12 protein-coding genes are annotated in these 25,423 nt (G+C 66.7%); 6 read left to right on the top strand and 6 right to left on the bottom strand.

The features are described 5' to 3' along the window. Window positions 1-73 precede the first annotated feature (73 nt). Window positions 74-2,116: a S8 family peptidase gene (locus HIV01_RS15175; protein WP_200609231.1), complete on the bottom strand. Its 2,043-nt coding sequence runs from the start codon at window positions 2,114-2,116 to the stop codon at window positions 74-76. A gap of 301 nt (window positions 2,117-2,417) precedes the next feature. Between HIV01_RS15175 and HIV01_RS15170 the strand changes: the two genes are divergently transcribed. Beyond that, window positions 2,418-3,755 carry a sensor histidine kinase gene (locus HIV01_RS15170; protein WP_200609233.1) on the top strand — a complete coding sequence of 446 codons (1,338 nt, stop codon included), beginning with the start codon at window positions 2,418-2,420 and terminating at the stop codon, window positions 3,753-3,755. Window positions 3,756-3,764: 9 nt separating this feature from the next. Here HIV01_RS15170 and HIV01_RS15165 read toward each other — a convergent pair whose 3' ends face one another. After that, window positions 3,765-4,547: a response regulator transcription factor gene (locus tag HIV01_RS15165; RefSeq protein WP_245156828.1), complete on the bottom strand. Its 783-nt coding sequence runs from the start codon at window positions 4,545-4,547 to the stop codon at window positions 3,765-3,767. Between the two features lie 18 nt (window positions 4,548-4,565). Between HIV01_RS15165 and HIV01_RS15160 the strand changes: the two genes are divergently transcribed. Both HIV01_RS15160 and HIV01_RS15155 read left to right on the top strand, forming a co-directional pair. Then, window positions 4,566-5,351: a mechanosensitive ion channel family protein gene (locus tag HIV01_RS15160; protein WP_207527000.1), complete on the top strand. Its 786-nt coding sequence runs from the start codon at window positions 4,566-4,568 to the stop codon at window positions 5,349-5,351. Beyond that, window positions 5,352-5,735, top strand: a complete 384-nt coding sequence (locus tag HIV01_RS15155) for a hypothetical protein (RefSeq protein WP_207526999.1) — start codon at window positions 5,352-5,354, stop codon at window positions 5,733-5,735. It abuts the gene before it with no gap. Between the two features lie 3 nt (window positions 5,736-5,738). Here the strand turns inward: HIV01_RS15155 and HIV01_RS15150 are convergent, their stop codons facing one another. Both HIV01_RS15150 and HIV01_RS15145 read right to left on the bottom strand, forming a co-directional pair. Next, entirely contained in the window at window positions 5,739-6,311 is a 573-nt protein-coding gene (locus tag HIV01_RS15150) for a MarC family protein (protein ID WP_280633601.1), read from the bottom strand. A 63-nt stretch (window positions 6,312-6,374) separates the two neighbouring features. Continuing rightward, complete coding sequence (locus HIV01_RS15145; protein ID WP_200609239.1) at window positions 6,375-6,860, bottom strand: DUF202 domain-containing protein; 486 nt, start codon at window positions 6,858-6,860, stop codon at window positions 6,375-6,377. Window positions 6,861-7,068: 208 nt separating this feature from the next. Between HIV01_RS15145 and HIV01_RS15140 the strand changes: the two genes are divergently transcribed. The 3 genes from HIV01_RS15140 (at window position 7,069) to HIV01_RS15130 (ending at window position 22,579) form a co-directional block, all read left to right on the top strand. Beyond that, window positions 7,069-8,616 carry an arylsulfatase gene (locus tag HIV01_RS15140; RefSeq protein ID WP_200609241.1) on the top strand — a complete coding sequence of 516 codons (1,548 nt, stop codon included), beginning with the start codon at window positions 7,069-7,071 and terminating at the stop codon, window positions 8,614-8,616. 320 nt (window positions 8,617-8,936) lie between these two features. Then, window positions 8,937-21,560, top strand: coding sequence for an SdrD B-like domain-containing protein (locus HIV01_RS15135; RefSeq protein ID WP_207526997.1), 12,624 nt, complete (start codon window positions 8,937-8,939; stop codon window positions 21,558-21,560). A gap of 8 nt (window positions 21,561-21,568) precedes the next feature. After that, a complete protein-coding gene (locus HIV01_RS15130) occupies window positions 21,569-22,579 on the top strand; it encodes an OmpA family protein (protein ID WP_200609245.1) in 1,011 nt (336 codons plus the stop codon). A 7-nt stretch (window positions 22,580-22,586) separates the two neighbouring features. Here HIV01_RS15130 and HIV01_RS15125 read toward each other — a convergent pair whose 3' ends face one another. Continuing rightward, window positions 22,587-25,016, bottom strand: a complete 2,430-nt coding sequence (locus HIV01_RS15125) for a winged helix-turn-helix domain-containing protein (RefSeq protein WP_200609247.1) — start codon at window positions 25,014-25,016, stop codon at window positions 22,587-22,589. After that, window positions 25,013-25,423, bottom strand: a complete 411-nt coding sequence (locus HIV01_RS15120; protein ID WP_200609249.1) for a hypothetical protein — start codon at window positions 25,421-25,423, stop codon at window positions 25,013-25,015. Before HIV01_RS15120 ends, HIV01_RS15125 begins: the two co-directional genes overlap by 4 nt.

Below are 25,423 nucleotides of genomic sequence, written 5' to 3'. Positions count from 1 at the left end.
GATCAGCGGGCGTCCGTGGACGTTGTCGCGAATGTGTGGTTGGCCCGGTGACTTCCGGGCCCGGATGAGCCGATCAGTACGCGGCCAGGACGTACTCGTCGGTCGAGGCCTTGGTGTTGACCACCAGCACGTAGTAGTTGCCTGCGTCGGGCTCGGTGATCATCACCGACTCGGCAGTGCCGGCCCGGACGGAACTGAAGTCGAAGTCCGTGGTGGTCGGCGCCGCGCCGCGCTTGACGTACAACGCCACGTCACTGGTTACACCTGCCGCCGGGCTGTTGACGCCGCCATAGGTGCGGATGTTGAGACTGGCCTTGCCCGCCGGCACGCTGTTGAGCACGAACAGGTTGCTGCTACCCGCGGTCGTGTTGTAGATCGGGTTCTTGCTGGTGCTCGTGATCTGCCGGGCCGTGCGGTTGGCCAGCGTGATCGCCGGATCCGGCGTGACCGCGGACTTGGCCATGGTCACCGCGGCGTTCGCATCGACGATGCCGACGCCGATCGGCGTGTTGGTGGGCGGCAACACTTGCGTCGGGAAGGCGCGCGCCGTCCTCAACAGTACCTGGCGCACCAGCGCCGGGGTCAGCGCGGGCCGGCCCGCGGCGACTGCCGCGCTCTGCATCAGCGCGACAACGCCGGCCACGTGCGGGGCCGCCATCGAGGTGCCGACGTAACCGGCGTAGAGGTCACCGGCCGGGCTGGCCACCGGCGTGGTGGTGCCGCTGTTGAGCGTCGACCAGATGACATTGCTGGCGTCGAGGGCATCGCTGCTGGCGATGGCACCGCCGCCCGGCGCCGACAGGGCGACGTTCAGGCCGTAATTGGAGTAGAACGCCTTGGAACCGTCGACGCCGGTAGCGCCCACCGTGATCACCCCCGCGCACGAAGCGGGGCTGAAGCTGGCGGCATTGCTGCCATTGTTGCCGGCCGCCACGATGACCGACACACCGCGCGAGACCGCGCCGTTGACCGCCAGCTGCATCGCCGAGCTGGCGGCGCACGTGCCCGAGCCACCCAGGCTCATGTTGATGACTTCGACCGGGTTGGCGTTGTCGGGGATGCCGGGGACGCTGCCGCCGGAGGCCCACGTCACTGCGTCGGCGATGTCGGAGGTCAGTCCACCGCAATGGCCGAGCACGCGCACCGGCATGACCTTGGCGTTGTAAGCCACGCCCGCCACGCCGACACCGTTGTTGGTGACCGCGGCGATTGTGCCGGCGACATGGGTGCCGTGCCAGCTGGAGTTGCTCGGTGCCGAGCCGCTGCCGCACTGGCCGGCGGTGACCCAGCTGCCCGCATCGTGGGCATCGGCGTCGCGTCCGTCGCCGTCACCGGCCATGTCCGGGTTGTTGGGAGTCGGTGTGGCGGTATAGGCGCTGATGAAGTCGTAGCCAGGCACGATGTTGGCGTTGAGGTCGGCATGGTCGACGTAGCCGGTATCGAGGACGCCCACGACCACGCCGGCGCCGTTGGTGGCGATGTTGCTGCCCCACGCCTTGGGCAGGTTGATGCCGCCGGCGCTGGTCGGCAGCGTCGCACCGCTGGTGTTGTAGTAGTGCCACTGCAGCGTGCCGTAGTGGGTGTCGTCGGGCACGAAGTCGGCGTACTCCTGCATGAGCAGGTCCGGTTCCGCGTAGGCCACTGCCGGATCGGCACGCAGCTGCTCGAGCAGGACGTTGGCCTCGACTGCGTCGAGGGCGCGCGAAAGCTGGATCACGTCGGCGCCCACGCTCATCTTGCGCACGTACTTCGCGGTCATGGCGGTGGCGACGCCGTTGGCACCGACCCTCACGCCGGCCACGCCTGCGCGCTGGGCGCTGGCGTTGAACGCGCCGAGCACGGCCGCCTGGCTGCGAGACGCAACCGCGTCGTCCTTGTAGCGCACGATGAAACGGTCGAACTGGCCCTGCTCCGACGCCGTCGACAGGGACCCACCCAGAGTCCGGATCGACCCGGTCGCGGCGATCGCTGCGCCCGCAGCGCCGGTCGATTCGGTGGTCCTGGCAGCCGGCGCAAGCGTGCCCTTGGCGTCGTAGCTGGCGGCCAGCGCGGACATGGCCGCCATGACGGCGGCAGCGAGTGCGCTGGCGCCAAGGATCTGCTTACGCTTGTTCATCTCTACGGTTCCCCAGTACTGCTTAGCGAAGTGGCGAAGGGTGTCGCTGCGTCCACGCGAGCGCCCCTCAAGAATCCCCTGCCGGCAGGGGTTGACTTCGTCGTCCTGGGCCGGCTGCCGAGTTCGAGAACCTAAGGAACGGTGCAAGCGTTGTCACGCACGCACCTTTCACCGCATGCTCACCAATTGCTCACCTGTGCCTGCGGCCCGCCGGCACGCGCCGAACGCTGCAGCGCTAATCTCCCAGCGCGCGTCCCATCACTTTTTTTCAGGGCCTGACGTGAAGTTCTGGCATCCATTCGTGCACTGGCTGAGCGACGTCCCCATCGACGACCCGGTCGATCGGCGCAATGCGCCCGTCATGCAGGCGCTTTTCCTGTTCCTGGGTATCACGGTGCCCGCGATGTGGGCATTCCACATCGCGTACGCGGGCATGCCGCGCGGTGGCCTGATCTCGCTCGCCACATCGCTGGTGATAGCCACTGTGCAACTGGCCTGCGTCGCCCTGATCCGCCGCGGCCGCTTCGGCCTCGCGGTCCGCTTGGGTCTCGCCGCCGTGCTGGCCGGCATGGTGGTTGAAACCCTCGATGCCGGCTTCCGGGAGATGAGTTCGCGAGGAGACGTCGAGCCGTTCATGGTCCTGGCCATTGCCGGCCTCATGCTCGGACGGCGCGCGCTATGGGCGATCTTCGCCAGCTTGCAGGTGATCAATGCGAGCGGGTTCGTCGTCGACCTGCTGCGGACCGAGCAGGTCGACGCATCATTCGCCAACCTTCTGACAGCGGTCGCCATGCAGTTCGTAATCGCCGTGATCATCGACAGGGCCGCCAATGCATTGCGCGAGACCATGGCGGAATCCGACCAACGCGGACGCAACCTGCAGCTCGAGATGCAGGCCCGCGAAAAGGCGCAAACCCGGCTGATTCACGCGCAGAAGCTGGAGGCAACCGGCCGCCTTGCCAGTGGCATTGCCCACGATTTCGGCAACATCCTCAGTCTGATCCGCGGCTATGCCGGTCAGCGCGACCGCATCCTCGACATCGAGCGTCGCGACCTGCAGGAGGCCGCGATCGCGAAAGCCCTGGACGGCATCGACACTGCAGCAGAGCGCGGCACGGCGATCACCCGCAAGTTGCTGTCGTTCAGTCGCCACGATCTCGCACGGGTCAAGGTCTTCGATGCCGCCCAGGCCGTCGTCGGCATGCGCCCCATGCTGCGGCAGTTGTTCCCTGCCTCGGTTCGCGTGGAGTTGCCGGACAACCTGCATGCGCATCCCGTGCGCGTCGACCGCAGCGAGTTCGAATTGATGGTCATCAACATTGCCGCCAACGCGCGTGACGCGATGCCCGACGGGGGAACGTTTCGAGTTGACCTAGCCACCGATGCTTCCGGCGGTACTCGCCTGCTTCTGTCCGACACGGGCCACGGCATGGACGCCCAGACCCGCGAGAAGATCTTCGACCCGTTCTTCAGCACCAAGACCGACAGCGGCGGAACTGGCCTGGGGCTGGCCGTGATCCACGACATGATCCTGGCCTCGGGCGGCGAGATCTCTGTGGAAAGCGTGCCCGGCCAAGGCAGCGTGTTCCACATCCGCCTGCCCGAGGTCGAGCCGGACAGCGGTTCGCCAGAGGGCTGAAGGCTGCGATCAGGCGTCCGGCTGCGGCTCGTCGTGCAGCACATAGCCCTGGCCATGCACCGCGACCAGCGGCAGCGCTTCGCCGCAGCGGCTGAGAACCTTGCGGCGCAATCGGTGAATGACCATCTCGATGCGGTGGGGATCGAACTCGTGCACGTTGTCAGCGACCGCAAGGACAAGCTCGTCCCGCGTCACCAGTTGACCCAGGGTCCCGGCAAGGCGCGTGATCAGTCGCTGTTCGGTCTTGGTCAACGGCACCGACCGGCCCTGGGGCGACACCAGGCACCATTGCCCGGTATCGATCTGCCACCGCGGGTCCAGCTTGGGCTTCTCACTGCCACGCAGTCGGCGCAGCACGCTGTGCAGCGTGGCCGCGAGAACCTCGACTTGCGCCGGCTTCACAAGGTAAGCGTCCGCACCCTGGTTCAGTCCACGCACCTGGTCGGCGACATTGCCCTGGCCGGTCAGCATGACGATGCCAATCCCGGGGACCATTGCGCGCACTGCTTGCGCCACGCTGAAGCCGTCCGCGTCGGGAAGGCCGACGTCCAGGACAACGGCGTCGAAGCCCTGGTTGCGCAACATGTCGTAGAGCGCGGCCGCGGTATCGACGCCGACCACCGAGAAACCGTAGTCGGCCAGCCCCGGCAACAGCACATCCTCCCGCAACTCGGCGTCGTCCTCGAGCAGCAGGACACTTGAGGCAGGACGTGGATTTGTGGGCATAGCGACGGGCACCAGGCTGAAGAGGTCGGACCTTCTTGGCGCCAGAGTAGCGCCAATGTCCGCCACGCTAGGTCTTCAGCGCGAATGGGACGTGAAGATTCTGACCGCTTGGGTGGGCGCAGAATGTCAACTCCAGCGGAGTACTGTCCAGTGGATATCCAGGCCAGCGCCCTCACCATGGCTCGCGCCGCATCGCCAGGCGAACCGGGCAAACTTCGCAAACTTCTCGCCCACGAGCCGCTCGACACATTCGGCTGGACGGTCTCGATTGGCGACGCCGTCTCCGCCATCGTCGCGGTCGCGGCCATCCTCGCACTGTCGGCCGTGCTGCAGGCGCTGTTGCGGCGTTACGCCACGGGTCACGAGGACGTTGATCAAGCGTCGCTGTATACCCTTTCCCGCCTGCTGCGGTACACGTTCTTCGTCATCGCCGCCCTGGTGGCGCTTCGCCTGGCGGGCATTCCGCTAAGCGAGCTTGCATTGTTTGGTGGCGCGCTCGGCGTGGGACTTGGGTTCGGCCTGCAGGCCATCTTCAGCAACTTCATCTCCGGACTGATCCTGCTGTTCGACCGTTCCCTCAAGATCGGCGACTTCGTCGCACTTGAAGGCGACATACGCGGCATCGTGCGCTCGATCAACATCCGCTCCACGCGGATCACGACAAACGACAACATCGACGTACTGGTGCCGAACTCCGAGTTCGTCACCAAGCGCCTGATCAATTGGACGCACGGTTCGGAGAACCGGCGCATCCGCGTGACGTTCTCGGTGGGACCCGATGTCGACAAGGAGCTGGTCAAGAAAGCCGCGCTGGAGGCAGCGTCAAACGTCCCGTTCACTTTGGCGATGGAAGGGCACAAGCAACCCTAGGTGTGGCTGGAGAAGTTTGGCGACAGCTCCTCGGATTTCGTCCTGGCAGTCTGGTTGACGGAAGCCGCCGCGCGCCGGAACGCCGCGATCCGGGCGGCTTACATGTGGGAGCTGGATACCTCCCTGCGCAAGTACGGCATTGCCAACTCGCTGCCGCAATTGGAAGTACACCTGCGAAGCATGTTCGACCTGAAGGGCACCGACGCTGTCGAGGCGATGCACGGAAAGCGCTCCGGTACCGCCTCCCATCCCGCCGAGGCGCAGGCGACCTTGGCGCCACACGAGCGGGCGCGACTCTCGCGCAACGACGCCAAGGAGGACGCGCAGCGCCAGATCCAGGAAGACGCGGAGGGATCGGACAACGACGCGCCACCTGCGCCGTGACGATCACCCGACCCCCATCCCCTTCAAGGCCACCACGACCAGCTGCAGCGCCAGCGCCACCTGCTGAACCGCCAGCACCGCGCCGAAGATCTGCAGCAGCAGCGGTCCGACGCCGCGCATGACCTGGCGCACGAACATCATCGCCACCAGGTTGATCGCCATCACCGCCATCACGCCGGCGAGCAGCGTCGTCGAGCGCGCGGTGTCGCTGCTGAGCGCCATCAGCGCGATCAGCGCAGCGATGCCATAAGGCGTGACGACCACCGGAAAGACCAGATGCATGAGCCGCGGCTCGGAATCCGGGGGCGGGGCCGGATCGCCGTACTGCTCCAGCACCTGCTTCAGTGCAACCAGCAGGAAGACGATGCCGCCGGTCAGCTCCATCACCGGAATGGTGATCCGCCACTTCTGCATCATCGCGCTGCCGATCAACCCGGCAATCAGCAACGTGCCTGCGCTGATCAGCGCGACCTTGATCGCCATCCTTCGCACGGCCTTTGGTTCCATCGTCGCAGTCGCTCGATGGAAGGGCGCCAGGATCTTCACCGGACCCAGCATGATGAAGAACAACAGCATCACGTTGCCTGTCGTGAGGACATAGACCGTTTCATGCTGGACCTGCTGGAGCATCACGTCACCTCACCGTACGAAGAGCCAGACGGCGGTCAGGCCGCCCAGCAAGAGCAGCCCGACGCTGGCGCCGATCGTTCCCTTTTGATGGGAGACGTACTGGCCGCGCTCGATGTCCCTGCTGACGGCCCAGTACCGGTAGATCGACCACATCAGCAGCAGCAGTCCCAGCACGACCATGCCCAGGCCGGCGTTGCCGGCATCGCGCAGGAAATGTCGGGTGTGTTGTTCCGAGAGCTCCTTCTGCTGGACCAGGTACAGGCTGAAGCGGTTGAGGGTGATGCCGAATCCGACCAGCGACACGGTCGTGCGCAGGTAGCTCAGATGGGTGCGTTCGTTGGCCAGATGCGAGCGCAGGTTCGAGACCTGCGTGCGGTATACCGAAAGGCGCGTGCGATAGATCGACAGCCGCGTCGACGAGGTTGCGACGTCGGGTTTGCCATCGATCTCGGAGGCGATGTCCGCCGGAAGCTGTGGCGGTGCGGGAACGTCCATGACAGCTCCTGATAGGCCACGCGAGTACAATCGCGCAAGCATCGGCCGGGCAAAGTGGTAATGGCGTGAAGTCGCCGGGCGTGGCAACGCCAAGCGCACTTCAGGTTGGTGACGCCCCTGCGATGCCGGTCGTATCGCCACACCGCTTTAACCGGCGCGGGACAACAATCCCCCGCCGCCCTCCCCGCGGCGTCCCCGGAGAAAGGCGATGGCCGCAAAGCCAGCAGCAGGAAAGGCCGAGAAAGGTGCAGAAAAAGGCACTGCACGTCCCAACGTACTGATCATGTGGGGCGACGACATCGGCCAGGCGAACCTGAGTTGCTACACGAAAGGGGTGATGGGCTATCGAACACCCAACATTGACCGGATCGCGAAGGAAGGCGTGATATTCACTGATTCCTACGCGGAGCAAAGCTGCACTGCGGGAAGGGCGTCATTCATTACCGGCCAGTGCGGCCTGCGCACGGGCCTGACCAAAGTGGGCTTGCCCGGCGCCGAGCTTGGCCTGAAGGCTGAAGACATCACCGTCGCCGAAGCGCTGAAACCACTGGGCTACCGGACCGGCCAGTTCGGCAAGAACCACCTGGGCGATCGCGACGAACACCTGCCGACCATGCACGGCTTCGACGAGTTCTTCGGCAATCTCTATCACCTCAACGCCGAAGAAGAGCCGGAAGAGGTTGACTATCCCAACGCGAAGGACTTCCCCGACTTCAAGAAGAAGTTCGGTCCGCGCGGCGTGCTGCATTGCTGGGCCGACGGCAAGGGTGGGCAGAAGATCGAGAACACCGGGCCGTTGACACGCAAGCGGATGGAGACGTGCGACGACGAGTTCATGGCTGCGGCCAAGAAGTTCATCAAGGCCGCGCACGAAGCGGGCGAGCCGTTCTTCGTCTGGTTCAATACGTCGCACATGCACGCATGGACGCATGTGAAGCCGGAGAGTCGCGGGCAGTCGGGTCGCTGGCAGTCCGAGTACCACGACGTGATGATCGACCATGACAAGTGCATCGGCGAGATGCTCGACCTCCTCGACGAACTCGGCATCGCCGACAACACCTTCGTGCAGTACAGCACCGACAACGGCCCGCACATGAACACCTGGCCGGACGCGGGCACCACGCCGTTCCGCAACGAGAAGAATTCGAGCTGGGAAGGCGCCTACCGCATCCCGTGCATGGTGAGGTTCCCCGGCAAGATCGCCGCGGGACAGGAATCCAACGAGATCGTCAGCCACCTCGACTGGTTCCCCACCATCCTCGCGCTGGCCGGCGAACCCGACATCAAGGAGAAGCTGAAGAAGGGTCACAAGGCTGGCGACAAGACCTTCAAGGTCCACCTCGACGGCTACAACCTGTTGCCCTATCTGACCGGCAAGGAAAAGAAGAGCCCGCGGCCAGGCTTCATCTACTTCACCGATGAAGGCGATGTTGCCGCCCTGCGTTACGACAACTGGAAGATGTTGTTCATGGAGCAGCGCGTCAGGGGCACGCTCAAGATCTGGCAGGAACCGTTCGTGGTACTGCGCACGCCATACATCTTCAATCTGCGCATGGATCCCTACGAACGCGCCGAGATCACCTCGAACACGTTCTACGACTGGATGTTCCGGCACATCTACCTGCTCGTGCCGGCGCAGGCCATCGTCCAGGAGTTCCTGATGACCTTCAAGGAATTCCCGCCAAGGCAGAAGGCGGCCAGCTTCAGTCTCGACGGTGTTCTGGAAAAGATGAAGGAGGCGTCCTCGGGGACCTGACGCACCAGGCTTCATGCAGTCATCACTGCGGCCCGCGTGAAGCGGGCCGCATTTTTTACTTGCGTGTTTGTTGTCAGGCCCGGTGCTTCACATTTCTGAGTGCGGCATATCACCCACCGCGGCAGCGCTCCCGCGCATCCTTAACGAGCGCGTGACAAGTTTCACATTACTTCCACGTCGCAAAATCAATCTTAAGGAACTGTTCATCGCTCCCGATTGCGCCACCACGAAACAGCACGGCGCACGAGCTTGTGTCGACGAATGGCTGATTGTGCAAGTCGAAGGTCGAGGACGAAGTATTCGACGACTAAGGGGCTTGCATGGCTCTGGGACGGGTCAGTCCGAAACGGGATGGCGAGCCGATACTAGATGTCGCGACCCGTCTCGTGCGCACGCTGGCGCTGAGCCTGCTCCTGTGCGCAGCAAGCTTTCCCGCGTTGGCGATCGATCTTCAGATCTCCGACCTCTCCGATACCGGTTCGGACCCGACCCCTGCCGGTGGCGTCGTCACTTACAGCGTGACGATCGTGAACACTGCGGCCGACTCGGCGTCCGGTGTCTTCACGCTCTTCGACCTGCCCGCCGGGACGACCGCTGCTTCATTGCCCGCGTTCTGCTCGCCGAACGCGGCGGTTCCGACCCGCATCGAGTGCAGCAACGGCACCCTGGCAGGGGTACTGATCGGCGGACAGCCTTTCACCTTCCAGATCCAGGTCAACACCGCCGGGCAAGCGCCCGGGATCATCACGCTGAACGCCGCGATAGGTCACCTGCCGATCCCGGCACCGACCATCACGCTGGCGGAGCTGCCCGATACCGATCCCTTCTTCTCCGGCGATGCTGTTGTGGCCAACAACCGCAACTCGCAATCGACAACCCTGATCGATTCGGCGGATCTCTCGCTGGCGAAGTCCGCCTCGCCCAACCCCGCCGTGGCCGGCGGCATCGTCACCTTCACCATCGCCGTCACCAACAACGGTCCCAGCGACGCCACCAACTTCAGCGTCACCGACACGCTTCCAACAGGCCTGAACTTCGTCGCCGGTAGCACCAGCGGTGCGGGATGGACGTTCAGCGGCCCCAACGGCACATTCCCCGGCACGCTTCCGGTTGGCCAGACCGCGACCTACACGTTCCAGGCGCAGGTGACCTCGACCAGCGGCAGCGTGGTCAACAGCGCCACCGTCACTGCAACCGGCACACCCGACCCGAATCCGGCCAACAACACTGCCGACGTCTCCGTCGGCATCGGCGCCGGCGCCGACATGGAGATCAACAAGAGCGTGAGCCCGGCACCGGCGACGGCGGGCCAGACGGTCACGTTCACCATCATCGTCGAGAACAACGGGCCGGGCGACGCGGAGAACGTCAGCTTCACCGATCCGATGCCGCCGGGCTTCACCGTCACCGGTGGCAACGAACCGGCCGGATGGACGTGCACCACCGGTCCCCTCGGCGGCCAGCGCACGTGCACGCACAACGGTCCGTACCCGGCCGGTTCCAGCGACACATTCACGATCACCGCGACCGTGCCGTCGAGCGGACCGGGCAGCAGTGGCGACCAGACCAACATCGCCACCGTGACCACGACCACGGCCGATCCCGAGCCGAACGACAACAGCAGCAGCGTCACCTTCACGGTGCTGACGCCCGGCGCCGACCTCGCCCTGACCAAGGACAAGCAGCCAGCGCTGGTCAACGTGTGGGACGGCACCGAGCCGGACCTCGACAGCCAGATGACGACGACCATCAACGTCACCAACCAGGGTCCGGACACGGTGACCGGTCAGCTGCAGGTGGTCGACGTGCTGGCGCCGGGCGAGCAGTTCCTTGGCGCAGGCCCGACGCCACCGTGGACCTGCACGGTCGCGCCGCCGGTCTACATCGGACCGGGAACGCCGCAGACGGTCACCTGCACGCTCGATGCCTCCGCACTGCCGCTGGCATCGGGAGCGAGCGCTCCACCGCTCACCATCACCACGCGTGCCCGCGAAGCCGGCACGCTGACCAACAACGCCTGCACCGGCGGTTCCGGCGGCTCGCTCGAGCCGATCACCAGCGGCGGCGCCAACGTCGACGGCAATCCCGGCAACGATTGCTCCGGCGACGGCAGCGGCAGCACCACGCAATCGGCCGACCTGAGCATCACCAAGCAGACCAACGGACCGGGCACGGCCGACAACACGCTGCCGGTCACCTACACCAGCTTCACGTACACGATCACCGTCACCAATGCAGGGCCGAACGCCACGCCAGGCGTGGTCATCAACGACCCGATCCCCGGATTCATCGGCGGTCGCAGCACCGCCAGCGTGGTGGCGCCACCGGCCTGGACCTGCGGCGTCGACGGCGGTGGCAGCGTGGTGTGCCGGTCCGGCGCGACGCAACTGGCGCCCGGCGCCAGCGCGACCGCCACCGTCACCGTGAACGGACCCCTCGACGACAGCGCCACGCGCCCTGCCGGGACCTGCGGTGCCGTCGCGATGCCCGCCGGGTCGTGGTGCAACACCGCCGGTGTCGCCGTCGACCCCGCCGTTCCCGGTGCGATCGGCGAAGTGGACGACAGCAACAACAGCGCATCGGACTTCGTCCGCATTCCACGCGTCGCCAATGTCCAGACCACGGCCAAGACCATCACCACCGGCACGACGGGCCAGGTCGGCGTTCCCAGCGAATCGCGCATCGACTACCGCAACGAAGGGCCGTCGACGGCCACGGCCGTAGTCTTCCGTGACGTCATCGCGCTGCCGCCGAACGATTCGGGCTTCGTCATCAACTCGGCGACGCGGGACGGTGGCGGCACCACCACGTGCGATCTCGCCCCCGGCGCCAATGTGAGCGTCGTCCCGACGCCCGCAGGGCCGCGCTTCTTCACCGAGGGCGGCGCGGCGGGTGAGGTCACGATCACCTGCACCCCGTTGGACATGGCCAGCGGACAGACCAACAGTCTGACCGTGTCGATAACCCCCATTTTCAACCTGACCGGCAACCCGGCCCGCGCCTTCCCCGACACCGCGACCTTCTTCTTCGATCGCGACGGCGACGGCGCGGCCGACCCGAGCGGCGGCACCGACGCCTCGGGCGATTTCGAGTTCAACACGATCGCCACGCCTGCAGACGACGTGAAGACGGCGGTGCTGACGTTCGCGACGGGTGAAGTGGACCTCATCACCAACAAGGTGGACATCGGTTTCACCGGCGGCGTCGACCCGATGGGCTATGACCCCACCGATACGACACAGAACCTCATCACCTATCGCATCACTGTCCGCAACAACGGCGGGCCGTCCATCGCCACCGGCGTCAGCATCACCGACACCATCACGCCGCAGGCCGGGGCCTCGATCCGCTTTGTCGGCGCTTCCAACAGCGCGACCGGCACATTCATCCTCGCTGCCTGCACCATCACGTCAGGCACCAACCCCGTCACCGGCCCGGCAACGCTCGGGCTGTCGTGCGTGATGCCGGGCGCAGGCTTTCCCACCAACCAGCCTGGCGTGATCAACGTCGATGCGGAAAGCGAGCTGTACCTGCGATTCGAGTACCTGACTCCGCCGTCGGCGACCGGCGACACGCTGGTCGACGAGGCCACCTCGCAGGCCAACGAGACCGACACGCAGCCGGCCAACAACACCGAAGACGAAAGCACCAGCATCCGCACGCGCACCGACCTGGCCGTCTCCAAGACCACGGTCACGCAGGCGCCGGCGGCCAGCCCGACGGTGGCGCTGCCGCCGACCGTCGACCCGGTGACGGTGCGCGAGCCGTTCTTCTATGTCATCGAGGCCTTCAACAACGGGCCTGGCTCCAGCCTCAGCCTCGACCGCAGCGGCACCAATCCGCTGAACGGGCCGGGCACGCGCGTCACCGACACGTTGCCCGCGGGCGTGATCGTCACTGGCCCGATCACCTGGGAGAAGGTCGGACCCGATCCGCCGGGCGGCGATGAGGTGCCCAACGGCACCGGCACCTGCACGCTCAACGGCAGCGCCATCGACTGCACGGTCGGCGACCTGACCTTCGTGCCGGGAACCGGCGGGCGCGTGCGAATCATCGTGCCGGCGCGCTGGGATGCCGTGCCGCCTGGCGGCACCAGCAGCAACACCGCCACGGTCTCGACCCAGCAGGTCGACAACGTCAACGGCAACGACACGGTGACGGTGCCGCTGGGCGTGATCGCCTCGACCCTCTCCGGCACCGTGTTCGAGGACCGCGACCGTGCCGGCGCCAATGGCGGCGTGCCACAGGATGCGAGCGCCGAGCCGCGCATCCCGGGCGTGACGCTGGCGCTGGCCGGCACCGACGTCTACGGCAACGCCATCAGCCTGACCACGACGACGGATGCCAGCGGCAACTTCACGTTCGGCGAACTGTCGCCGTCCGACGCCAGCGGCTACACGATCACGCAGACGCAGCCGACCGGGTTCGTGAACGGGCCGGTCGATCCGCCGGCGACGGGTCCCGATGCACCGTCCCTGGGCGGCGCGTACGCACGCGGCACGCCGAATTCGAGTTTCGCGACCATTCCCGTCGGCCGCCAGGATGCAGGCGTTCGTTACAACTTCCCCGAGCTGATCAACGCGACGCTGTCGGGCTTCGTCTATGCGGACAACAATTTCAACAACACCCGCGACGCCGGCACCGACGCGCCGATCGCCGGCGCCACGGTGGAACTGCTCGATGCCACCACCAGCGGCGTATTGCAGACCACCACTACCGACGCCAACGGCGCATACAGTTTCGCCAACCTCGATCCGCTCGTGGTCTACACGCTGCGCGAGCCGCTGCCGGCCGGCAACTTCAACAACGCGCCGCTGGCAGTCAATCCGGGCCTGATCAGCGGCGCGCCGTGCGTCAGCGGCTGCGTACGCGGCACCGCGGTCGGCGGCGACCCGCTGACGACCGATCGCATCTCCACCATCGACCTGGCCGTCGGCAATGGCCAGGGCACCGAGTTCAACTTCGGCGAGAACCCGCAGGACGGCGCGCTCAGTGGCCGCGTCTGGCTCGACCTGAACAACAACGGCGTCATCGACACCGGCGAAAGCGGCATCGCCGGCATCGGCATCCGCCTGGCCGGCACCACCAACAACGGCGTGCCGGTGCTGCGCGATGCCACGACCGATGCCGATGGCAACTACGGCTTCCCCGCACTGGTGCCCGGAACCTACACGCTGACCGAGCTGACCCAGCCGCCGGGCACGTTCAACGGCATCACCGTTCCAGGCAGCCTCGGCGGCACCGCCACCGACCTGGCGACGACGCCGTCGGCGATCAGCGCCATCGTGATTCCCATCTCCGTCGCCGGCACTGGCTACAACTTCGGCGAGATCCAGCCGGCCTCGATTGCCGGCAGCGTGTTCTACGACTTCAACAACGACGGCCTGATCAACGGCGGCGAAGTCGGCATCGCCGGCGTCACGGTCACGCTCACCGGCACCACCGACACCGGCGTTGCCGTCAACACCAGCGCCACCACCGATGGCACCGGCGCCTATGCCTTCACCGACCTGCGACCCGGCAACTACACCCTGATCGAGCCCACGCAGCCGCCGGGCACCACCAACGGCATCACCACGCCCGGCACGATCAACGGCACACCGGCCGGCACGGCGACGCCGGTGACGACCACGCCGTCGGCCATCGCCAGCATTGCGCTGGGGGCCGGCAATGCATCGATCAACAATCTGTTCGGCGAGATCGCCGACGGTGCGATCGCCGGCAGGGTCTGGCTGGACAGCGACAACAACGGCGTGATCGACGCCGGCGAGAACGGCATCGGCGGCGTGCAGATCGACTTGGCCGGCGTCGTCACCGGCGGCGGCGCGGTGACGCGTTCGCTCACCAGCAACCCCGATGGGACCTGGGAATTCACCAGCCTGCCGCCGGGCACCTATGTCCTCATCGAACCGACGCAACCGACCGGCACGCTGAGCGGGACCACGGTCGCCGGCACCGGCGGTGGCACCGCCACCGCAGCGTCGACGACACCTTCGCGCGTGGCCGGCATCACGCTGGCGGTGAGCCAGCAGGTCGACGGCTACCTGTTCGGCGAGATTCCGCCGGGCACGATCACCGGCCGCGTCTACATCGACGGCAACCGCAACGGCGTGCAGGACGGCGTCGAGATAGGCATCGGCAATGTCACGATCACGTTGTCGGGTGTCGATGATCTGCTGCAAACGGTCAACGTCTCCACCACGACCGGTCCGCTGGGTAACTTCCTGTTCGAGGGCCTGCGCCCGGGCCTGTACACCCTGACCGAGCCCACCCAGCCGCCGTCGACCACGGACGGCCTTACCGACCGCGGCAACATCAACGGCGTTCGCAGCGGTACGGCCAGCGTGCAGGGAGACATTCCTTCCCGGGTCGTCGGCATACCGCTGGGTTCGGGCAACGCACACGTCGACAACCTGTTCGGCGAGTTCCCGACCGGCTCGCTGGCGGGCCGCGTCTGGCTGGATACGGACAATGACGGCGTGATCGATGCCGGCGAAACGGGCATCGCCAACGTGACCATCCAGCTGACCGGGCAGACGCTGACGGGCGACCCGGTCAGCCAGACCCAGACCACGGATGCAGACGGCCGGTATGTCTTCGAGGGCCTGCCAGCAGGCGCCGCCTATGTACTGACCGAACCAGATCAGCCGCCGGGCACCGTCAACGGCATCACCGTGCCCGGAAGCTCCGGCGGAACCGCGACGGCACCCAACACCCTGCCCTCGCAGATCAGCGCGATCGGGCTGCTGCTGAACGAGACGGCCACCGATTACAACTTCGGTGAAGCCCCGGGTGCGTCGATCTCCGGCAAGGTCTACATCGACGAGAACCTCAACGGTGCCTTCGATGCCGGCGAAGCGGGCATCCCGAACGTGATCGTCACGCTGACCGGCAATGACGACCTCGGCCAGACCGTCAACGCACCATTGCCGGCGCTGGCGATGGCGCTGGTGGTCAATGGCTCGACCGCGACCGACGCCAACGGCGATTACATCTTCGACACGCTGCGTCCGGGTACCTACACGGTGACCGAACCCGACCAGCCACCGCTGACCACCGACGGCGTGACCACGCCTGGCACCGTCAACGGCGTTCCCGACGGCACGGCGACGCCGCGCGGCACGCTGCCATCGGCGATCAGCGCGATCACGCTGACCCCGGGTGCAGCCGCGATCGGAGCCAACTTCGGCGAGATCGCCGACTCGCCCGACCTGAAGGTCAGCAAGACCGCGACGCCGGTGCAGTTCACCGTCAACAACATCGGCACCTACTCGATCCGCGTGCGCAACACCGGGCCGAAGCCGACCGCAGGCAATTACGTGGTCGAAGACCGCCTGCCGCCGGGCCTGACACTGGCGGCGACACCGACCGGCAATGGCTGGGCCTGCACCGGCGCGGTCGGCGAGACGCAGCTGAGCTGCACCAGCAGCACCGTGATCGCGCGTGACCAGGTCAACCCGGATGCGATCGTCGTGCAGGCACGGGTTGCCGAGTCGGCGCTCGCCAATTCGCCGGTGATCAACGCCGTGCTGGTCGAAGGCGGTGGCGAAGACCAGGCGCATGTTCCATCGCCCGCCGAGCGCGCGGCTTTCAATGGCGATGTCGCGGCGCTACCGGTCTGCGATCCGGCGATCACCCAGAACGCCTGCCGCATTGCCACGCCCATCCAGCTCGCGTCGGCGATCTCGGGCACGGTGTGGTTCGACGGCGGCAGCGACGACACGCACCTGGACGGCGGCGATCGTCGCCTCGATGGCTGGCGCGTCGAGCTGGTCGACACGGCCACCAATGCCGTCATCGCCGATGCCGTCACCGCTGCAGACGGCTCGTATCGAATTCGCGACCTCATTCCGGGCGTGCGCTACTACGTGCGCTTCCGCCATCCGACCTCCGGCGTGGTGTGGGGCTTCCCGGTCACCGGCGAGACCGCCGGCGGGCCACCGGCGCCTTGCAATCCCGATGCGGCGATTGCCGGCGGCACCGCGAGCACCTGCCGCGTCACCGACCTGAGCATCTCGCAGCTCGAAGTCGTGCTGCAGTCGGGTGCGGAACTGCCGCAGCAGAGCTTGCCGGTCGATCCGGGTGGCGTGGTCTACGACGTGGTCAGCCGTGATCCGGTGCCCGGATCCGTGGTCACGCTGGCGCCGACGGGCGTGTGCGCCGGCTTCGAGCCGACGACCTCGATCCTCAACGGTGGCGCCGGCGGCTACAGCATCGACGGCAACAACATCTCGATGACCGTCGATGCCAATGGCTTCTATCAGTTCCTGTTCGCGCCGAGCGCGCCTGCACGCTGCGACTACACGCTGCGGGTGGCACCGCCGGGCGGCTTCACCTTCCCGTCGGCGGTGATACCGGCGCAGCCCAATGCCCTGAACCCGCCGGGCGCGGTCGGCAGCAACTTCGAAGTGCAGCCGCAAGCCACCGCCCCGAGTGCACCGATAGGCCCGGGCACGGCCTACTACCTGTCGCTGGTGGCAGGCTCTGCCACCGCGAGCATCGTCCACAACCACATCCCGCTCGATCCGGCGTCGGCACCGGGCCTGGTGATCAGCAAGACCGGCGATCGCCAGATCGTCGAGGTCGGCGACACGCTGATGTACACGATCACCATCCGCCAGACCGCCGGCGCGCCGATGGACACGGTCAACGTCATCGACAACCTGCCGCCGGGCTTCACTTACATCGACGGCACCGCGCGCGCCGATGGCAGCGCCATTCCCGATCCGGCCGGCAAGCCGGGCCCGCGCCTGGTGTTCACCACCGGGCCGATCTCGGTCGGCGAGCAGATCGTGCTGACCTACCGCGTCCGCATCGGCGTCGGTTCGATGCAGGGCGACGGCATCAACCGCGCGCAGGCCTACGGCTGCTCGATCACCGGTGGCTGCGTCGACCCGAACACGCTGCAGCCATTGCCGGGCGTCGTGCCGTCGAACCAGGCGCAGTACCGCGTGCGCATCACCGGCGGCGTGTTCACCGACGAAGGCTGCGTGCTGGGCAAGATCTACGTCGACACCAACAACAACCAGATGCAGGACCGCGAAGAGCTGGGCATCCCGGGCGTGCGCATGTACTTCGAAGACGGCACCTGGATGGTCAGCGACTCGGAGGGCAAGTACAGCTACTGCGGCCTGCCGCCGAAGAGCCACACGCTCAAGGTCGACGAGAGCACGCTGCCCGTCGGCTCGCGCCTGGTCGCCAGCAGCAACCGCAACCTGGGTGATGCCGACAGTCTGTTCATCGACCTCAAGAATGGCGAACTGCACCGCGCCGACTTCATCGAAGGCAGCGGCTCCAATGCCGTGCTCGAGCAGGTCAAGGCACGTCGCACGCAGGGCGAAGTGGGCACCGCGCAGAATGAAGTCGGCCAGGCTCCGCTGAGCTTCGAAACCCAGCCGCTGCGCGCACCGGCACAGGCGACCATGTCGGCCAACCAGCAGCCGGCGATCGTCGCGCCGCGCGGGGCGAGGGAAGGACAGGACGCGGGTGTCGCGGCGCCGGCGACGCAGGGCACTCCGATCCGGTCGACGACGCCTGCGGCGACACCGCCGGCAGTCGATTCCAGTCTGCCCACCAACATGACGCCGACAACGCCACAGCCGCAGTCGGAAACGCCGCCAGAACCGCTGTCGGCCAACGCGCAGCTCACGCCGGTCGAAGCCGCCGCCAGCAGCGACGTGCCGCGCTTCATCCCGGCCCTGGGTGACCCGGCGCCGCTGTACCCGCAATCGCCGGCGACGACCGACGCGGCGCCGCAGGCCGTGCCCGTGCAGTCCGGCCAGGTCGATTACAGCGCCAACACCGCCGTGGCGACTGTGGCGGTCGATGTCGACCGCGACGGCGTGCCTGCCGATGGCCAGTCGCCCGTGCACGTGGTCGTGCAACTGCTCGGCGACGATGGCCTGCCACTCGCCGGCAAGGCCTACGCCACGATCGAGTACAGCGGCGGCCGGGTGAAGCTGCCGGGTGCGCGCACCGACGAGCTTGGACCGGACCACCTCGATGCGGATCGCTTCACGCCGGGCATCCAGCTGCCGGTCGAGAACGGCCGCGCCGAGTTCGACCTGCTGGCACCGGACGTGCCGCAGGACGTGATCCTGCGCATCACGTCCGGAGGCCAGACCGCCGAGAACACGCTGGCGTTCCTGCCGGAGATGCGCGAGATGATCGCCACCGGCCTGATCGAGGGCGTCATCAACTTCCGCGACCGCAGCCCGATCGATCCGGTGCGCCGTGACGACGGTTTCGATCGCGATATCCGCCGCTGGGAGAAGGAGTTCAACGACGGCAAGGCCAATGCCGCCGCGCGCACCGCGTTCTTCGTCAAGGGCAGGATCAAGGGCGAGTACCTGCTGACCGCCGCCTACGACTCCGACAAGGACGTGCGTGGCCGCCTGCTGCGCGACATCCAGCCCGAGGAGTTCTATCCGGTCTATGGCGACTCCTCGCTGCGCGGCTTCGACGCGCAGTCGGCCGAACGCCTGTATGTGCGCATCGACAAGAACCGCAGCTACCTGATGTACGGCGACTTCCAGAGCGGCGAAACGCTGGCCACGCAGACCGGCGTCGGCAGCCGTGGCCAGGTCCGCATGCGCACGCTGGGCACCTACAACCGCACCGCCACCGGGCTTGGCTGGCACTTCGAGAGCAAGAAGGTCAGCGGCAACGTGTTCGCCTTCGAGGATTCGCTGCGCCAGGTGATCGACGAGTTCCCGAGCCAGGGCAGCGGCCCCTACGGGCTGAGCAACAACGCGGTGCTCGAAGGCAGCGACCGCGTCGAAGTGATCGTGCGCGACCGCAACCAGCCCTCGCGGATCATCTCGGTGCGGCCGCTGGCGCGCCTGGTCGATTACAGCTTCGAGCCGTTCTCCGGCCGGATCCTGCTCAACACCTTCCTGCCGGCCTTCGACACCGAGCTCAACCCGGTCTCGCTGCGGGTGACCTACGAACTCGACCAGGGCACCGAGAAGTTCTGGGTCTACGGCACCGACGTGCAGTGGCGCATCACCAACAAGTTCGAGATCGGCGGATCGTACGTGCAGGACGAGAACCCGTTCGCCGAGTTCAAGATGGCCAGCGCCAACCTGGGCTACCGCTTCGGCAAGAACACCTGGATGGTGCTCGAGGCCGCGCGCACGCAGAGCGAGATCAATACCAACCCGATCAACCAGTACTCCACGCCGGCGCTGAGCGGCCTGAGCGGTGAAGTCGAAGGCGATGCCTACCGCTTCGAGTTCGGCCACGACGGCAAGAATTTCGACATGAGCGTGTTCGGTGCCCGCACCGATCCGGAGTTCAACAATGCCGCCTCGCCGCTGTATGGCGGTCGCGGCGAGTACAGCGTCGAGATGGAATACAGGATCGGCCAGCGCTTCGAGCTGTACGTCGAAGCCCTGCGCAGCGAAGACCGCAACCCGCAGGGCGGCGAGCGCGACGCCGCCGGTGCCGGTATCCGCATCGACGCGACCAAGCGGCTGACGCTGGACTTCGGCGTGCGCACGATCGACGAAACCATCGGCATCACCTCGCCGTGGTCGATCTCGCCACCGTTCGGCTCCACCGGCGGACTCAGCGGCGGCTTCGCCTCCGGTGCAGGCGGCGGCGCGCTCGGCTACGGCCAGCAGCCGCTGGATCCGGCCACGGGCCTGCCGGTGATCCGCAGCAACGGCAGCGTGCCGACCTCCGACCTGCCGGTCGGCACCGAGCTGTCGTCCGATACCGTCCACGCCGGCGTCGGCTATGTCATCAACGACAAGTTCGTGGTCGGCGGCGAGTACGAGCAGGACGTCAACGGCGAGGATCGCAACCGCGTCGCCCTCGGCGTCGACTACCGGCTGCGCGAGCGCAATCGCCTGTACGGCCGCTACGAGCGCCAGACCGGCCTGACCAGCGCCTACGGCATCACCACCACCGACCGCGAAAGCGACGCGCTGGTGTTCGGCATCGACAGCACCTACATCAAGGACACGCAGGTGTTCAGCGAGTACCGCATGCGCGATGCGATCAGCGGTCGCGACATCCAGATGGCCTCGGGCATCCGCAATTCCTGGGACATCAAGGACGGCCTGCGCCTGACCACCGACGCCGAGCACGTGCGCGTCTACGACGGCGACACCGGCGACGCCACCGCGCTGGCGTTCGGCCTGGACTACAGCGCCAACCCGCTGTGGCGTGGCGCGGCGCGGATCGAGTACCGCGTCTCCGGCGACGTCGATTCGACGCTGAACACCGACGAGCAGTTCGACACCACGCTGCTGCAGCTGCTGTACGCCCGCAAGATCAACCGCGACTGGACGCTGCTGGCGCGCAACTACCTGCTGGCCACCAACTATGAAGCCCGCGGCGATGTCCTGCAGGACCGCTTCCAGCTCGGCATCGCCTACCGCGATACCGACCGCAACCGCATCAATGCCTTGGCGCGCTACGAGTACAAGCTCGAGGAAGACGAGAGCGGCATCGTCAATGGCAGCTTCACCGGTGGCGACATCGGCGAGGACGTGCGCACCCGCGCCCACATCTTCTCCACGCATGCCGACTGGCACCCGCTGCGGCCGTGGTGGCTGACCGGACGCGTGGCGGCCAAGTGGCAGGAAGACCGCTTCTCGTACAACGACGGCACCCGCATCGACAGCCGCTTCCGTGGCGTGCTGGTGTCGGGCCGCGTGGTGTACGACATCACTGAGAACTGGGACATCGGCGTTCTCGCATCAAGCTTCTTCGGCGACAACGACGCCAACCAGTACGCCTACGGTGTCGAGGTCGGCCGGTTGCTCAAGCAGAACCTGTGGCTGTCGGCCGGCTACAACTTTGTCGGTTTCGTCGGCGATCCGGACCTGACCGGCTACGAGTACACCGACGAGGGCGCGTTCATCCGCCTGCGCTTCAAGTTCGACGAAGACCTGTTCCTGAGAGACGACGACCGCTACCGCAAGCCGGAGCAGTGAGGACGGACATGACCATTGCATCGACGCCCCTGTTGATCGGCCTGCTGCTGGCGCTCGCGCAGGCGCCCATGCTCGTGCACGCGCAGAGCAGCGACGCGCAGCTGACCCCGAGCAAGGGCCGGATCACCGACGAATCGATCTATCGTGACAACTCGCTGTACCAGGGCACGCAGGACCGCATCCAGGCACTCAACGACGGCGGCCGCCCCGTGCGCGACTACCACCTGTCCAAGGCGCAGTGCTGGCTCGACGTTTCGTTCCATGAGTACAGCCGCAACGATCGCAGCGACTTCCCGCAGGACGCGCTGGACGAATCAACCAAGCTGATCGTCGCGATGGAACAGGGCGTGACACCGCTGCCTAACGAGACTCCGGCGGTGAACAACGCCGCCCGCCTGCGCGAGGATCTGTGGAAGCGCTTTGGCGCCATTTACGGAACGCCTGGCTACGAGTGCGCGCAGCAGGCGATGGCTTGCGGCGAAGTCGAACTGGTCCATGCCGGCAACGAGTTCAACCAGCAGGGCTGGCGCCACGCCAAGCCCTATGTGCAGATGGCCGAAGACTACGTCAACGACGCCGAGGCGCTGGCGCGCAACTGCACGCCGGTGCCGCAGAACATGGAGCTGACGGCGAACCTGCTGTTCGACTTCGACCGCGACTCGATGCAGCGCGTGCGGCCGGACTCGATGCGCGCCGTCACCGAGGCGATCGCGCGCGTCAGGGACGAGAAACTCAAGGTCACGGCCGTGCGCCTGACCGGCCACGCCGACCGCATCCAGGGACCGAACCGCCAGTACAACGAGGACCTGTCGAAGCGCCGGGCGACGGCCGTGCGCGATTACCTGGTCGCGCAGGGCATTGCGGCGGACGTCATCAGCTACGAATGGCGCGGCGACAGCGAACCGGTGCAGTCGTGCGAAGGCGTGTCGGCGAAATCGCTGCACGAATGCCTGCTGCCGAACCGCAGGGTCGAGGTGAAGTTCGACGTGCAGCGGGGGTCGAGCAACGCCGATGAATGACCTGCATTCAAAGCAGGGGTTCGGCATCCAGCGAACGCTGGCCGCGCAGCGCCTCGGCCTGGAGGCGTGCGCGCTCCGCGACGGCGGTGTTCTTGCCATGTCGATACAGGTGCCACGCGAACCACGCCACGCGATAGTCGACTGAAGCATAGGCATCGAGTTCGCCCAGCACGGCGCTGGCGGCCTGGGGTTGTCCTTCCTCCAGCAGCAACAGCCCCCGCAATATGCCAACCCTCACGCGGTCATTGGGGGCACCCTCTCGATTGGCCAGGTCCGTAGCACTGGTCGCGGCAGCCAGCGCGGACCCTCGGCTGCCAAAGCGTCGATCGATGATTCCCCTGGCAAGCGGCGCGCCCCAGGTCTGGTTGCGCTGGGTCTCGAAGATTCCCGAATCGATCAGTGAACTCCATGCCTCGGCGTCGGCCGCACTACCGGCGGCCTGCGCGGCCACCAGCACCGTTTCCAGGTCGGTACTGGAAGATGGCGACCGAACGTGCGACGCGATGCGCGCGGCCCGGTCGCGGTCACCTCGCGACAGCGCGATCTCCATGGCCAGTCCGGCAAGAACGCCGTCGGCGTCTTCGGCATTGGCGGCCTGCATCTTCCGCAGGACGGCTTCAGCCGCGTCGATCTGGCCGTTGCTCAGCAGTGCGCTCGCATGCGCCCTGCCGATCCTGTTGATCAGGGTCGGATCTTCGATGGCTTTGGCCAGGGCAGCGGCCTCCTGGGTCGTCTGGAGTGCCTGCGCCGGTTGCACCATCCGCAATTGCGCGCCGGACTTGGCCGCCAGGGTGGCGCCCAGATAGTCGCGCACCTGATATCGCCGGAACACTTCGTTGGATCGGTCGAACTCCTGCACGGCCTGTGGCAGGTGGCCCCGGATCACTTCGATCTGGCCGATGTTGGAACCCACCATCGCCGCGGAGATCAGATCGCCGTTCTGTTGCATCGCGATCCGTGCCAGGCCCAGGTCGGCGATCGCACCGTCAACATCGTTTGCCTGGATGCGGGCCACTCCGCGGCCGTTGTAGGCATTACCGACCAGGGTCGGATCATCGATATCGTTGCCCGCTGCCTGCAACGCCGCCAATGCATCGGTGTAACGTTGCTGCGCATCGGCGAAGCGCTTCTGCCGCAAGGCCACAGCGCCCAGGCCCATCAATCCCTTGGCGCGCGTAGCAGTGGACTGCCCGGCTGCCGCAAGCGCTCCGTCGAACAGTACCTTGGCCCGTTCGATGTTGCCGGCGCGGTACTCCAATTGCCCCTCGCGCACCTGCATCCGGGCATCGCTGCGCTGCGTGGCAGGTGCCCTGGTGATCTGCTCGCGCGCGGCCTGCAGTTGGCCGGCGTCGAGCTCGGCGTCAATTCTCTGCAGCCGCTCGGTGATCGCACTGGGCGCGGCGAGCGATGGCGAACGACCGATCCGTCGCAGCCAGGCATCCGTGGCCACGGCCATCGCGCGCAGCGGCGTGTCACCCTGCGCCTCAACCTGCACGTCCGACTGCCTGCTGACAGCAAGCAAGCGCACGCGCCAGCGGCCGCGCTCCTGCAGAGCCTGCGGTACCAGCAACCAGCGCGCGCCGCTCTGCTCCAGCAAACGCTTCAGCGTGGTGTCGCCTGGTCCGAGTTGACCCGTCTGATCCGGGCGCGCCATCAGCGACGAACTCAGGTGCAAAGTCTGCTCGCTGGGCGCCACCTTGAGCGCGCCCGCGCGAAGTCGCCCAGCGGCGTAGTCCATGGCACCGAGTCGAACCCAGGTGAATTCCGGATCTGCGGGCTCGACGCTGACCGGCAGGACCATCACCAGATCGCTGTCGACCACGCCTTTGGTCGCGACGTCAGGCTGGTCACGAAGATTCCACCATGCCGCAGCGGCGACCGCGACGGCGACAACCAGCACCACACCGACCCATTTCCACTTCAGCGCAGGGGGCGGCGTCGACAGCTGCTGTGTAGCGGCGGCTGCCTGGGCTGCCGCGAGCTGAAGCGGATCCTGTGCAGGAGGTACCAACGTTACAGGCGTGACCACGTCGGCCGGCAATGCGTCAACGACCTCCACGGGCGCCACCCAGCGATAGCCGAAGCCGGACACCGTCCGCACCATCGCCTGGCGATCGCCGGCGTCGTCCAGCGCCTTGCGCGCCCGACGCATGGTCTGCGCGATGACCGTATCGCTGACCTCCGTGCGGCCCCACACCGCGGAGATCAGTTCATCGCGTCCGACGGCCCGCTCGCGATTGGCGACGAGATAGGCCAGGCATTCGAGCGATTTGAGCGGCAGAGCGATGCGCTCGCCGCCACGCCACAGCTCGCGCGATCCGGGGTCGAGCTCGAACTCGCCAAACCTGTACCGCGTAAGGCGCATGCGCCCGGCCTGCCCTGGTGCCGTAGGAAGTCCATATCCTAATGCAGAGCCATCGCCCTCGAATCCCGTCACTCGACCTGGATCTGGAATGCATACCGGCGTATCGGTTCGCCCGACAGCTCCTGGTGGCAGTCGAACCGCAGTTCATCGCGCCCGCTCTCGGCGGCACGGAAGATCCACGTGCGGCTGAGGATCGCCCGCGCCGGCTCTCGCTCGATCTCCAGCACATGACCCGCCGGATCGCTTACCCAGCAGGAATAGCCCGAGGCCGAAGCGGCCGGGAGATCGACAGAGAGCAGCTGGCCCGATGCCAGCCGGATCTCGCGCCCGGCATCGGCCGCCCGCACTTCGACCATGGTCTCGTGACCGGCCGGCAACAGCGTTGGCGCAGGGACCTCCCGTCCCTGCGCCGAACGCCACCCGCACGCCAACGGCAGCCACAGCAGCGCGACCGCGGCGATTGCAGGCTTGCCTTCCAA

Origin of the sequence: Lysobacter arenosi (assembly GCF_016613475.2) — a bacterium.
GTDB lineage: Bacteria > Pseudomonadota > Gammaproteobacteria > Xanthomonadales > Xanthomonadaceae > Lysobacter_J > Lysobacter_J arenosi.
Note: the sequence above shows the minus strand (reverse complement) of the source record. Positions and strands in the feature narration are given on the sequence as shown.